Below are 13272 nucleotides of genomic sequence, written 5' to 3' on the forward strand. Positions count from 1 at the left end.
AAATTGGGTTACTTAGGGAAAATGGAAAGTTCTTTACGAGGAGACATTTTGTCCCTCCATCTGTGACGCCTTTAGCCTGGCGGCAGCCTCTTGGATAAGCTCGGTGTCCATTGCATGCACCTCTACCCCACGTCCGATCTTTTCCAGCAACATGATGGTAAGCCTGCCTCCCAAGTGCTCTCTAAACTCCTGCAGCCCCTGTAGCAATACCTCTCCCGAAAGTTCAGGCACATACAGATCGAAGCCCAGGTCGCGGATTACTTGGATAATCTGATCCAGCTCGTCGGCCGTCAACAACCCTTTCAGGTAAGAATAGGTGGAGTCCAACGCGATGCCGATCGCCACGGCCTCGCCATGTCGAACGCGGTAGTCCGTCAAGTGTTCCAGCTTATGGGCCGCCCAGTGGCCGAAGTCCAAGGGCCTGGATGAACCGGTTTCAAAGGGGTCCCTCCCAGCGATATGCTCCATGTGCATCTCTGCACAACGAACGATCAGGTAGGCCATCGCGTCCATGTCCCGCTCGGCCAATGCAGGAGCATTCTCCACAATCCATTGAAAGAAATCAGCATCTTTGATCAAGGCAACCTTAATCGCCTCGGATATCCCGGATCGCCAATCCCGGTCATCCAGTGTTTCCAAGAATGCCAAGTCATTGATTACGGCGGCAGGTGGGGCAAAGGTGCCCAGAAAATTCTTTTTGCCGTAGGCATTGATGCCGTTTTTGACCCCTACACCGGAATCGTTTTGGGAAAGCACCGTGGTAGGTATGCGGATATGCCGAATCCCCCTGTGGGCAATGGCAGCCGCAAAGCCTACCATGTCCAGCAAGGCACCTCCTCCGATGGCAATGATATACGAATGCCGGTCTATGCCAAAGTCATTGGAGGCATCCAATACCTGTTGAAAGGACTTTTGGTCGTTTTTGCACTGCTCCCCGCCGGGTACTACCAACGGATCGGCCGCTAGCGTGAATACGCCACTGTGTGACTGGGCATATTTTAGTATATCGCTGATCAAGGTCGGATGGGCGTCACTAACACCCTGATCGATCACAAAAAAGGCTTTGGGGATTTTATCACCCTTCAGCAGGTCAGCCAGAAGGGTATTCTTGGGGTCAAATAGGCGCGATGTAAAACAAACCGGATACCGAAAGGGTACGCTAAATGTTTGCTCAATAACTTTGTTCATCTGATTATCCTTGTTTATCAATGTTCATATGGCTGCCGCCTCCAATATAGTTAACCCCTTCCAAGCCCATTAGGTTACAGCAAACCTTTTTGCAAGCCACCTTGATAAAGGCAGTAGCGCCAAAATGATCAAGGCAACCCACCAACCGGCAAATGCCGCGGCAAAGCAGGCATTCATCACGATCAAGGAAAGGACCCCGGCCTTTACCGCCTTGCCGATATGTTTGGGCTCCTGCGTGGCTATCGCCTTCCACAACGGGGGCAGAATGAGGTATGCAAATAGGCCGATAAAGGGAACTACCTGCCAGAAGCCATATCCCTGTTGCTTCACGGAAATAGCTAATAGCGCGGCAAATATGGCAAAATAAATCCATAATCCTCCCAAGAGCGCGCTTCGGTTTTTGCCGTGCACCTCCCCCCGACTGATCATCGTGATCGCCGAAATGTAGGCAATGGGAATCAATGCCAGGTACCAATGGGGACCAATGGACTCGGGAATCAGACTCACGCCAAGGAGCAGATTGGCCCCACGGCATAGCCCCATATTGATAGGGCCGAAGATCTGTTGGTGCTTGCCCCAAGCATCATAGATTACGGCAAATACCGCTATAAATACCGCAATCTCACCACTCCAGACACCGACCTGCAACGCAGCTATGATACCCAGTAGCAGGAGGCCTGCTGCCATTAATCCCGCACTCCACACGCTGATCTGCCCCGAAGGAATTGGCCGCTCGGGCCGCTCCACCCGATCCAGCTCTGCATCAAACACGTCGTTAAAAGCAACCCCTCCACCATAGAGGCCAATGGTGGCTATCGTGAGCCAAACCATGTCTCCGAGGTACACCGAGAGGTCGCCGCTAATCAGTGCGGCGACTACCCCTGAAATAGCAAAACCCGCCCATATGTCCGCTATGGCGGTAACGATATTGGCGGGCCTCGTGAGGCGTATGTGCGCTAATAGGTTTCCCATCCGGGCTTAGTTGCCGTTAGATTTTACCGAGGCTTCATCCTCCACCAGAGGGGTCTGACCGCGCAAGACGGAGTTGCCGTCGTGGAGTTCGGTCTGATTGATGGGCGCCCGGCTTAGCCAGTCGCTTTCTTTTATCTGTCCGCTTTTGCCGTAGATATCGAGCGCATTTTGGTAACAGGTCATCCGAATATGTGCTTCGGATATGCCCCGGTCTCGCATGATCTGGGCGGTTCTGGGTACGGCAAGGGGATCACTTACTCCCCAATCGGCCGAACTGTCCACGATGATCCGATCCGGACCATACTGCTCCACCACCACCGCCATGCGGGTGCTGTCCATCTTGGAGTGTGGGTAGATGGTGAATCCGGCCCAATAGCCCCTGTCCAGCACGTCTCTTACCGTTTCTTCGTTGTTGTGGTCCACCACCACCATCGTAGGATCCATTCCATGCTCCTCGCATACGGCCATGCTGCGCAGGGTGCCCTTTCGTTTGTCCCGGTGGGGGGTATGAATCATCACCGGCAGGTTCATTTCCTTGGCCAGCTCCAGTTGGGCCCGGAAGAATCGGTCTTCCGCCTCAGTCTGATCGTCGTAGCCGATCTCACCGATGGCTACCACGCCTTCCTTCCCCGCATAGAGTGGCAGCAACTCCATGACCTCCTCGGCCAGAGCCACGTTGTTGGCTTCCTTGCTGTTCAGGCCGATGGTGCAGTAGTGCTTGATGCCAAATTGCTTGGCCCGAAAGCGCTCCCAGCCCACCAGGGTACTGAAATAATCCTGAAAACTGCCCACCGTCGTGCGGGGCTGCCCCAGCCAGAATGCGGGTTCGATCACGGCCACAATGCCCGCTTTTTTCATCGCTTTGTAGTCGTTGGTGGTCCGGGAGACCATATGGATATGTGGATCTAAGTACATCATCGCGTAGGAATATTTATGCTAACCTAACTATTTTCGGGTTGTTTTTCAAGGCTTCTGCCTTTTGGACCGGCTCCTAAGTACAGGCCCTTAGGAAAAGGGAACGTATTGTCTGCCCACGCTGTCCCAGGTTACCTCCCCTGATTCGATTTGACGGCGTATTTCCGGATGCCTGCCCATCAACTCCTGTGCAGGAGGATAGTTGCTCACTGCCAGGGCCAGCATGCCGGCCTGCAGTTCCAGTGTGCTTCCCTGATCAAAGAGCTTTTCAATAAGGTAGAAGTTGCTGTCGTCTATAAACGGCCCCACGTAGCGCCAGAGTTCCGGCATCACGCTACGGTTTGCCGACCACCGTTCCCGCACGGCGTCGAGCAGCGTATCGGCCAGGTTGGCATTGTTGCGGCTATCGGAGCCGATGATTTGGCACAGGGGGCGTTGCAGGAAGATGGCTTTCAGCACCAGTTGATTCCAGGCCATTTCGTTGAGCTGCTCGGAAGGAAAGGGATTGTTCAGCGCCACGGCGTCGAATACCGTACTGATATTGGAGCGCAGGCCTTCGGAAGCCCGCTGTGCCAGCCTGCCTTGGTGGGGCAGGATGCAAAGGGCGGCATAGAGTGCCTCCAACTCGTACATATCGCCCGTCTCAAAGAGGCGGCTAAGCTGTGCCATCCACCAGTCGGCATCGGATGCATTCAGGTGCAAAACCAGAAAAGCCCGTGCCGCCTTGAGCTGATCCCAGGTTTCCGGTCTCCAATCTTTCCGTAGTTTTTTGGCACTTGCCACGGCTTCGGTGGTGAGGGCAAATGCCTCTTTGGGAAAATACCTGGAGGCTTGGCCGAAGGCAATAAAGAGCGGGGAGGCCTTATCTGCTCCTGCGATCTTTACGGCTTGGGCCTGCAGCCATTCCGTGGCCCCGGAGGGGGTCTGCTGCTGCAGGTTTTCCAGTAAATAGGTGGTTATCCGGGAGTGGTCCAATGGGGTATTCATGGCTAGAGGTGTAACAGCTACAACTCTGTAAAGTTAGCATTATTTTGACGGAGGAAGGCGAAAAGGCTGCGGTTTTTGACGAGTGGGCAGGACAAAAACCGGATGCAAAAGGTAAGGGATTAACGGTGGATGGGAGCAAGGCTGTTTCAGGGAAGTAAGTCATCGGATGATCGCGAGTGACTCGTCCTGCAATCATGACTTTAATGGATCAATCCGGTTTGTTCAAAACGTATCTCACCAATAAATCTCCAGGGGCGTAGCCCTGTAATCTTAGTAGAAATAAATAGACCCCGTCAACAATGAGCGGCGTAGCCGATACATCTTATCTGCCCTGCCAGTCGGATATAAACACATAACCATCGCCCGGATTTCCAGGAACGAAAAAAATCCCTCTCCAAAAATTGAGCCGGTCCGTCCCAAATTCACATCCATAAAGATGTCAGGGCTAAACCCCTATACCTACAATTGACCGATTGAACGCTATCACAATCACCATCCAACAAAAAAGCCCGGAACATTGCCCCGGGCCTATAGCTATTAAATCAAACCGATCCTATCGGCTTCATTCAATCTTTACTTTTCCACCCAATCCACGCCGGTATCTTTCCAGCTACGGGAGGCCGCAGAGTCGAGCACAGCCTGACATACCTTCTGTGTCTCGTAGGCGTCGCGGAAGGTAGGGTGACAGGGCTCGCCGGTCTCCAAGCTCTTGAAGAAGTCCGCCACCTGATGGATAAAGGAATGCTCATACCCCACGCTGGTACCGGGTATCCACCATCGGTTCATATAAGGCTGATCGCCGTCCGTCACGTGGATGGATCTCCAACCTCTTACGATCGAATCATCACTATGATCAAAGTATTCCAGCCGGTTCATGTCGTGCAGGTCCCAACGGATAGACGCGTGCTCTCCGTTGATTTCGAAGGTATATAGCGCCTTGTGTCCACGTGCATACCGGGTAGCCTCAAACAAGCCCAGGGAACCGTTATCAAAGTGGCAGTGGAATAGACAGGCATCGTCAATACCAACTTTCTTCTTCTCTCCGCTACCTTGGTGCACCCGCTCCTTGATAAAGGTCTCCGTCACTGCGGAAACGTCCTTGATACCACCGTTTAGCCACATCGCTGTATCCACACAGTGTGCCAACAGGTCACCGGTAACTCCGGATCCAGCTGCGTCCACATCCAACCTCCACAGCGCATCACCGCCCTGAGGCAAATCCGGGCTAATGGTCCAATCCTGTAGGAAATTGGCCCTGTAGTGGAATATTTTTCCCAATTTACCGGATTCCACCACCTGCTTGGCAAGGGTCACCGCGGGGATCCGTCGGTAGTTGTACCAAACGGTATTTTTCACTCCTGCCTTTTCGATCACCTCCACCATTTCTTTGGCTTCCGCCAGCGTACGTGCCAGGGGTTTTTCGCAAAGGATCATTTTACCGGCCTTGGCGGCGGCGATGGAAATCTCGGCGTGGGTGTCGTTGGGCGTACAGATATCCACGGCGTCTACATCGTCGCGCTCGATTACTTTTCTCCAGTCTGTTTCGTAGGAGGCATAGCCCCACTGCTCGGCAAAGGCCTTAATTTTTTCCTCCCTACGTGAACAGGCTACCTGCAACACCGGACGGTATTCGTATTCGGGAAAGAAGTCTCCCAGTCTTTTATATCCGTTGGTATGGATTCTTCCCATCAAACCCGTACCGATCATGGCAATTCGTATTGGCTTCTTTTCACTCATGGTTATTTCACATTTAACGTTAAAACTACATCAAAGAAACTGCGGAATCTATTCACTCCAGCCGTGGGCGTTTCGCACTTGGATAAGTGCCGCTAGGATATCGTTCCAAGTCTGTTGCTTGCCCATGACGGCGTTGGGGAACATACAGCCATCCCAGCAGATATGCTTAAACGCTTTGGTCAGCTCACCGCTTTCATCCCTCAGCCAGAACGCTGCATCTTCTGCTACAACCAGCTTCCCATTGGGGTCTGTCGCCAGACAGTGTCTGCCGGTCTTGTCGTGAGATCCTGAACCGAACACGGTGCCGTCATTTTGAGCTACGTGAAAATCAATCGTCCATGGCCGCAGCGCTGCAGTCATTTCTTTCAGCGCAGCCTTCAATACGCCTCGATCCTTCCAGTCATAGCCTTCGGGAAGGATTCTATGCTCGGGATAGTTGTATCCCATGGTATAGAGCAGGGTATGGGCCATATCGGCCTGAAAGCCCAGATTCGGGCTGTTTACCGATTCCAGCGTCTCCAGCATGGTTTTCCAAGAGTGCATACCGCCCCAGCAGATTTCGCCTTCGGCCGCCAGCCTCTCCCCGTAGTTGCCGGCGATATTGGCAGCTTCTTTTAGCGTCTCTACAATGACTTTCTGACTTCCTTTTGGATCCTTCGCCCATTGCTCTGGGCTGCTGGCAGTGTCCACGCGCACGATGCCGTATTCTCTTACTCCAAGGTCTTTCAGCTTTTGGGCAAATTTGCAGGACTTCTCCACCATATCGAGGTAAATACCTCTATCTTCGTCGGAGCCTAGTATGGGGCCACCCCAGATGGGTGCTACCACACTGCCAATCTTTAGGCCTAAAGCCGAGACTTTGTCTGCCAGCCTCTTGGCCTCGTCATCTCCGCCTTCCAAGTTTACATGGGGTTCAAACAACCCCACATCCACACCGTCAAACTTGACACCGTCTACCTCTGCATTGGCGGTGAATTGAAGCATCTCGTCCAGTGAAATTACCGGCTCGGAATCAGGCCCTTTACCTACAATCCCAGGCCAAGTAGCATTATGTAACTTTGGAAAATTATTTTGGGACATAATTAAAATGGTTTTAGATTAACTAACTGATTAATGTACTAGTAGAAGTAAGGCGGATAAAAATAATGCATTTATCCTAGAATATACGCATATTTTAACGCCTTTCTCCAGTCGATGTTTACAATTTCAGATCCGGATTGTTCGGCCCGAAATGCTTGAGCATCACGATAGGGTCTGTCTTGGAGAGATTGGTGATCTTCACCCCTTCCATGGCGGCGTTTTCCGTCACGAAATACTCGTCGTGGGTAAGCTGCCCGTAACGGATCAACGCAGGGGTTTCGATATCCCATACACCGATGGTACCATGCCCTTGCATCATGATAAAGCCATAGGCAGCGCTGTCTTTGATAACGACCGTCTGTCCGGGTAGGACGGTTAATTCCTTCGCGGAAAAATCAGCCGAACGGTAACAAATCCACTTGTCAATGTATCCAGCTGCTTCCATTTCCTCCAACGGCTTCACCGGAATAGGCTCCATAAAGCGCGTCTCAAGCAGGTTGGGGTTAACGTTCAGTTCCCAATCGATCACCTCCATCAATTGATCGTAGTCACCGATTCGGTCTTTGGGCGTACCCTTCCAAAGCAGTTCTTCGGGTATAATCGCCTCGTTTACCAGCGACTGGTACATGGCAAACACGTCAGAAGCCTTCTGCGGCTCGTAGGTACACAAGCTGCCCGGTGCGTGAAGCATCCCCGGAGGCACATCCCATCCGGTTCCCGGCTGCAGCCTGAAGGCTTGGGAATAGTTGGTGATCTTATTATCGCCCTTTGTAAAATTCATCAAGCATTCTTTGATCTGCTCTTTGGTGGTACCTGGCGCAATGCCAAAGAAGGTGTAGGGGAAATCTCCCCCGTGGTTGTTCAACTGAGGCGGGAAGTAATAGGCCTCGGGCTTGCCTTTTTGGCCTACTTTGGCGGCATGCTCGTCGTTGTGGTGTATGTGGTGGGGAAGAGGCCCCATGTTGTCAAAAAACTTGGAGTACATGGGCCAGCTTTTGTACTCGTTCCAGATACGATCTCCAATGATGGCTCCTTGAAGCTCGTCGATTACATCCTTCAACAGAATCAATTCCTCTTTGCCGTCAGGACCCACTACCACTTTGCTCAAGCCTTCGTCTTTGCCTGTCAGCGGACCGTTTTCGGCGGGGGTGGTGGATGAAAACCAACGCTCGTCAATGCCACCGCGCTCGCCGCCCAAGATGTAATAATCATCTGGATGCAGCTTGATCCTTCTTCCGGGTACGCAAAATGAACGGGGAACCCAGTTAGGAGCCAGTCTCAAAATACCCTGGCCTTCTTCTAATGCTTTTTTTGCCAAACTCATAGGTAGTAAATCGATTTATTGTTAGTTATTTTAGATAGAATTCCACTTCGTTAATGTTTCGATGGCAGTGGGTTCATGCAGGACTTCAAAATCCAATCGGTAGCTGCGTGACTCTCCGGGCTCCAAGAAAATCAATGTTCCCTCCTCCCGGGCTTTGGCCTGACCTATGGGCGGGTTGGTCCCAGGCTCCAAGGCCATTACGTATTCATTGGTACCCCAATGCTGCCAATTGATCAGCCAGGGCAACTGCTTTTTCTCAAATGCGATCTGTAGCGCAAAGCCCAAACGAGGGTTATATACCCCGGTGAAACAGCGCCCGGCGTCGTCCGCTGCCACGTCTATAAAGGCCACGTCCTCCCCGCTGCCCGCATGGTCTGCCCGCGGTGCTGGGCAGGCTTTGAAATTATTGAACAAGTTAAAGATTCGGTTATTGGGATCTTGATCCCGTGAGTGCCAGTTTCCCGACCACACGATCTCTGCCCCTTCATCGAGCAGCGGCCACCCCAAGTTCAGGTGGTACAACAGCATGTGAGGCGCCTGTGTATTTCCCCGGTTGACTACTTCGTCCTCCACACGTAGGGTGGGATTCCCCAAGGCTCCGCTGATTTTTCGGCGAAGCAGCAGGTGGGGGCCAAACACTTGGCTTTCAAAGATCTCTCCCACAAGACAGAAGTCCATTTTTCCTATCAGGGGGTCAGGTTGGTCTACCTGAATTAGCTCGGCTGGGGTATTGCTGATCCGGCCATGAAGTCCCCTGCTTCCGAACGTATCTTCTTCCGGCCCCCCGGCATGGCTCAACCCACAGGTAGTCATCAGACCACCACCAAAGGTGCGCAACCAATCTATCCCCCGATCCGACATGGGCTGGGGATTGACCGGACCCGAATGGCTCATCCAAGCCAAGGAATGCTGCTGGTAAAATGCCTCAGCAATATCCATTCCCCTGTCCAAAAGCACTTTGTAGCGGAGACCGGCACCAGTATCTATCCAAGCAATCCGGCTGCCCCTTGCAGGACCATTGTCCAAAACAGCAAGCTCTATTCCGCCCACCTGACAGCGGTTTCCAACCTTTCCGCGCATCCTGTGCTTTAACTCCTCTGTATTGTTGTCCATGTTACTTTTTTCCACTCCCAATATACGCAATCAAAAGCTAACCACTATCCTGCTGTGTCGGGTACTTCAAACGCAGTCTGGAAGTGGTTAGCCTGTACAATTAAAATCTGGTGCTACCTGCCAAATAATCTATTATTTCTCTGACAAACGAGTCCCTGACGGTACAATGGCGGTCTAATAAATTTGGAAATTCCAACACAAAATTCCGCTACCCAGGGACAGGTGCTATTGATGGACTAAAGCTCTTTCAGGTACAAATTTTTTAACTCTACCTTCATCGGTGGGCCTACATGCACCTGAATGCCCAAATACCCGGAGTCTGCCCGGTTAGCAGGATCCTCGTCGGTCACGTCACTCATAAGCACGCCGTTGATGTAGTGCTGCAGACGGTTTCCTTTGATGACCAAATGAAAGGTATTCCAGTCTTCTGCTTTGATCTTCTCCTTCAGCGCGTCGCGGTCACCCAACTCCTCGATTACTTCGAGCCCCTTCCATGCGTTCCGTTCTACATAATCGCGGGGATTTCCTCCACCTGGCTGGGGATTGATCTTGGTTTTTTGACCACGGTAGGCCAGTGTGGTACGCTTACGCTCTTCGTAGTTTTGTCCGGTGTAGGCATTTCTACCATCGATGTCCGCTTGGTAACCTCTCAACGCGAAGGGGACATCCGCTACCCTATCGCTTCGATATTGAATACCGGAGTTTCCCCGCTCGGAGATCCGGAATTCTCCCTTCAATTCAAAATCAGCAGGCTGCCCACCTTCCCAGATCAAAAAGGTATTTGCTTTTAGCGGGGTATCTTCCGTCAGCTCGCCGACGATGCTCCCATTTTCAACGCGCCAATAGGTCGCATCTCCTTCCCAACCGGAAAGGGTCTTGCCGTCAAAGATGGATTTAAATCTATCTTTGCTGCCGGACTGCGCGGCACGCTGCCCGTTACAACTGAATACTATAAGGGCCATACAGGCCAACAGAGGTAAGATGTTTTTTGTCATGGTACTGGGTGTTTTGGTAAGAGCCAATCCTCTATTGAAGGAACAGGCCATGGAATAATCAAAAAAATCAGGAAGGCTACTTTCCGGAACCGAGGGTGGTAACATATACCCCCTCCAGACTCCGAAAAGCAGACTTACCTGATCGATCGTTGTTTATTGGAATACCTCGTGCTCCGGATTACCTCCGGAAATAAGGTAGGCCATCAGGTCCTTCAATTCCTCTTCGTTCAGCCTGTTGATCAGACCGGGGAGCATGACGGAAACCTCTGAAACCTTCGTGGATTTCACCTGGCTCTTGGGTATTTCCCTGAGATCGTTGGGTGCAAATGGATTTTGAGAAACGTGGTAGACACCGTTTTCTTCCGTAATCAACCTGCCCACCACGGTGGATTCGTCGTTCATCACGAATACAGTCGCCTCGTATTGATCGGATATTTCCGCGCTGGGGTTGATGGTTGCGTCTAGGATATCCCTTGGCGAAAAGCGCGTTCCCAACTGCGTCAGGTCGGGACCCACTGCGCCGCCTTCGCCGCGCATCGCATGGCAGGATTGGCAGAGCGTGGCCTGATACATGGCATGGCCTTTTTCAAAATCTCTGCCTGCCAACTGCTCCATCAATGGTTCCGCTTCCTCAACCGTCCATCGACGTCCGGGGCCTTCAGGCTGCACGGCTGCCACTTGGAGGTCGTTTCCGGTACCTGTCAACCTTTCTGCACCGGACATTTTGTTGTAGTGATCAAACTTGTCCTTGGGAACTGTAGCCAATGCCATTTTTCTGGCTCGATCTATAAACCCTACATAGCTTCGGCCTCCTTTGTACTGGAAGGCATTGTCGATCCATGTAAAATACTTCTCGTAATTCTGGTCGTTCCAACCTGCTTTGGCACCGCCCAGAATAGTGGCATAATAGGTTTGTTGTGCAGGGGGTACCGCAGCCAACATGCCGGCGATGTCCAGCCCATACTGAGGGTTCCTCATGATCAGATCCGAGGAGGCGGTAAAGGTCTTTTGATAATTGGGATCGTCCTCGGCAGTCTCCAATAGCGCCAGTAACTTCGGCACGGCAGACGGCGCCTCGAGCTTCACCAGTACCTTGCCCATTACCCGGTTTAGCCGGTTGGTAGATCCGGGGAAGTGATCATCCAAATAGGTAATCACTTGATTGCGTAAGGCACCAGTTGGAATTCCGTGACGAAACAATACGACTTCAAATGCACGACTTAAATTCATCTGATCCTCCTCTTTCAATGATCCGAAATCAGGTCGCATCAGTGCTTCCAGCATCCCGTTTAACTGGGACTTGCTTCCGTGCCTTGCCAGTGCAATAATTGCCTGCGCCAAGGCCCTTGGGTTCTCCTCGGCCAAAGCCTTTGCTTGCCATTGGCTTACTGGTTGATGTTCCACAGCGATCCGTGCCGCATATTGCACAAAGCGATCTGCATGGCTCAGATGCGGCCAAGCTGCCTCGATAGCGCCGGCCTTGGGTCCTCCCACATGAAATTCCTCTAGCTTTCGACGGATTTTGTGCTCCTCAGGAAGGTCTTCCACTTTCAGCACTTGCTTTTGCTCCTTGCTTAGATCCCCCGTGTAATAGACTCGGTAAAGATCTGATTCCAGCCTACGTCCGCCCGTTGCAAAATAAAACGCTCCGTCCGGACCAAATATACCATCCGTAAGCGGTAGGGGAGACCCGGAGATAAACTCTTCTGCTTTTACCGTATAGGTTCCTCCCTCCGGAATCATCTGCATGGCATAAATAATCCCAAAGCTCCAATCAAAGGCAAAGATGGATCTGCGGTACTTTTCCGGAAACTTGGAATTGGCCCCGGAAACCACATTGGTAGGAGATCCCTGACCGATATTCAGGATAGCAGGAAGGTTGTCTGTATAATCAGGAGACCATTTCTGGTTGCCGGTTCTCCAGCCAAATTCACTGCCGCTAGTCACGTGATTGATGCGGGTGGGTCGGTACCAAGGCATACCAAAGTCCCATTCCATATCGGAATCGTAGGTGAAGATGTCTCCTACTTCGTTGAAAGCAATGTCAAATTCATTTCGGAAACCTACGCTGATAAGTTCCCAGTGTTTTCCTTCCGGATCGATCTTGGCAATCCATCCACCGGGTGCACCTCGATTATTGGCGTGTCCTCGGGGATCTTTGATCTCTGGAAGGAGATTATCGTCTTCCCACACGCGGGGAATACGGTAGTGATCCATCTCGGGGACATCGATGTGGTTTCCTACTACAATGTAGAGGGATTTGCCATCGGGAGAAATCACAATGCTATGCGGTCCGTGCTCTCCCTGTCCTCCTGTGAAGGTCCGGACTTCAATGACTTCGTCAAACTGATCGTCCCCATTGGTATCTTTCAAGCGATACAGCCCGGTAGCTTTGTCAAATTGATCGTTGGGGTTGTGGTTCACCATCACGTACAAGCTGTTGAACGCATACGTAACAGCCTGGGCAAAGCCCATTCCCAACTTCTCGTCCCCGTTTGGACCGATCTTCAACTTCTCCACTTTGGGGGTAAGGGAATCGGATCCGATGGCCGGAACCTCCAGTCTATAAATGGCGCCATACTGATCGGAAGTGATCATTCTTCCTTTATCGTCAAAGGTCATGCCCACCCAAGACCCTTGGTCGTTTTCGCCGGGACTATACAGGTGCTCCACTTCAAACCCCGATGGAAATTTCAACTTATCCACCTTGGGGTTGGGTTCCCGCGTTTCTTGCTGACCACCGCAGGCAACTAGCAGGGCGGAAAGTAGCAGCAACGGAAAGTGCTTAAATGCTTGTTTATAATTCATTGGTTATTTGTTATTGTTGTTACTCGTGTATAGTTCTATCATGCAGTTTGGAACGAGAGTGAAAGTTATCGCATATTATCGGCAAACAAAAACCGATGGTGGGATGAGTGTGCCATTTATAAATTTTGGCCTGTTGCCAAAAGAAACCAAGTA

10 protein-coding genes are annotated in these 13272 nt (G+C 51.7%); all 10 read right to left on the reverse strand.

What is annotated here, in order from left to right; translation table 11 throughout:
• Nucleotides 1-33: 33 nt before the first annotated feature.
• Nucleotides 34-1188 (reverse strand): 3-dehydroquinate synthase, encoded by a 1155-nt coding sequence (locus JJU34_RS11245; protein WP_228692459.1) that lies wholly within the window; start codon nt 1186-1188, stop codon nt 34-36.
• Between the two features lie 69 nt (nt 1189-1257).
• Nucleotides 1258-2160 carry a UbiA-like protein EboC gene (eboC, locus tag JJU34_RS11250; RefSeq protein WP_228692460.1) on the reverse strand — a complete coding sequence of 301 codons (903 nt, stop codon included), beginning with the start codon at nt 2158-2160 and terminating at the stop codon, nt 1258-1260.
• Between the two features lie 6 nt (nt 2161-2166).
• A complete protein-coding gene (locus JJU34_RS11255; RefSeq protein WP_228692461.1) occupies nt 2167-3078 on the reverse strand; it encodes a TatD family hydrolase in 912 nt (303 codons plus the stop codon).
• Nucleotides 3079-3165: 87 nt separating this feature from the next.
• A complete protein-coding gene (locus JJU34_RS11260) occupies nt 3166-4062 on the reverse strand; it encodes an EboA domain-containing protein (RefSeq protein ID WP_228692462.1) in 897 nt (298 codons plus the stop codon).
• Between the two features lie 573 nt (nt 4063-4635).
• Complete coding sequence (locus tag JJU34_RS11265; protein ID WP_228692463.1) at nt 4636-5799, reverse strand: Gfo/Idh/MocA family oxidoreductase; 1164 nt, start codon at nt 5797-5799, stop codon at nt 4636-4638.
• A 48-nt stretch (nt 5800-5847) separates the two neighbouring features.
• Nucleotides 5848-6879 carry a TIM barrel protein gene (locus tag JJU34_RS11270; RefSeq protein WP_228692464.1) on the reverse strand — a complete coding sequence of 344 codons (1032 nt, stop codon included), beginning with the start codon at nt 6877-6879 and terminating at the stop codon, nt 5848-5850.
• A gap of 118 nt (nt 6880-6997) precedes the next feature.
• Nucleotides 6998-8203, reverse strand: a complete 1206-nt coding sequence (locus JJU34_RS11275; RefSeq protein WP_228692465.1) for a hypothetical protein — start codon at nt 8201-8203, stop codon at nt 6998-7000.
• A gap of 30 nt (nt 8204-8233) precedes the next feature.
• Nucleotides 8234-9316, reverse strand: a complete 1083-nt coding sequence (locus tag JJU34_RS11280) for an aldose 1-epimerase family protein (RefSeq protein WP_228692466.1) — start codon at nt 9314-9316, stop codon at nt 8234-8236.
• A 236-nt stretch (nt 9317-9552) separates the two neighbouring features.
• On the reverse strand, nt 9553-10278 hold the full coding sequence (locus tag JJU34_RS11285; RefSeq protein WP_228692494.1) for a DUF1080 domain-containing protein: 726 nt from the start codon (nt 10276-10278) through the stop codon (nt 9553-9555).
• Between the two features lie 186 nt (nt 10279-10464).
• On the reverse strand, nt 10465-13119 hold the full coding sequence (locus JJU34_RS11290) for a c-type cytochrome (protein ID WP_228692467.1): 2655 nt from the start codon (nt 13117-13119) through the stop codon (nt 10465-10467).
• Nucleotides 13120-13272 lie beyond the last annotated feature (153 nt).

Source organism: Lunatimonas sp. (genome assembly GCF_020832325.1).
GTDB lineage: Bacteria > Bacteroidota > Bacteroidia > Cytophagales > Cyclobacteriaceae > Lunatimonas.

Bases quoted from the DNA above. Each gene is read 5' to 3' on its own strand.
- JJU34_RS11245 (WP_228692459.1), bottom strand. From the start codon at position 1,188: ATGAACAAAGTTATTGAGCAAACATTTAGCGTACCCTTTCGGTATCCG.
- eboC (WP_228692460.1), bottom strand. From the start codon at position 2,160: ATGGGAAACCTATTAGCGCACATACGCCTCACGAGGCCCGCCAATATC.
- JJU34_RS11255 (WP_228692461.1), bottom strand. From the start codon at position 3,078: ATGATGTACTTAGATCCACATATCCATATGGTCTCCCGGACCACCAAC.
- JJU34_RS11260 (WP_228692462.1), bottom strand. From the start codon at position 4,062: ATGAATACCCCATTGGACCACTCCCGGATAACCACCTATTTACTGGAA.
- JJU34_RS11265 (WP_228692463.1), bottom strand. From the start codon at position 5,799: ATGAGTGAAAAGAAGCCAATACGAATTGCCATGATCGGTACGGGTTTG.
- JJU34_RS11270 (WP_228692464.1), bottom strand. From the start codon at position 6,879: ATGTCCCAAAATAATTTTCCAAAGTTACATAATGCTACTTGGCCTGGG.
- JJU34_RS11275 (WP_228692465.1), bottom strand. From the start codon at position 8,203: ATGAGTTTGGCAAAAAAAGCATTAGAAGAAGGCCAGGGTATTTTGAGA.
- JJU34_RS11280 (WP_228692466.1), bottom strand. From the start codon at position 9,316: ATGGACAACAATACAGAGGAGTTAAAGCACAGGATGCGCGGAAAGGTT.
- JJU34_RS11285 (WP_228692494.1), bottom strand. From the start codon at position 10,278: ATGGCCCTTATAGTATTCAGTTGTAACGGGCAGCGTGCCGCGCAGTCC.
- JJU34_RS11290 (WP_228692467.1), bottom strand. From the start codon at position 13,119: ATGAATTATAAACAAGCATTTAAGCACTTTCCGTTGCTGCTACTTTCC.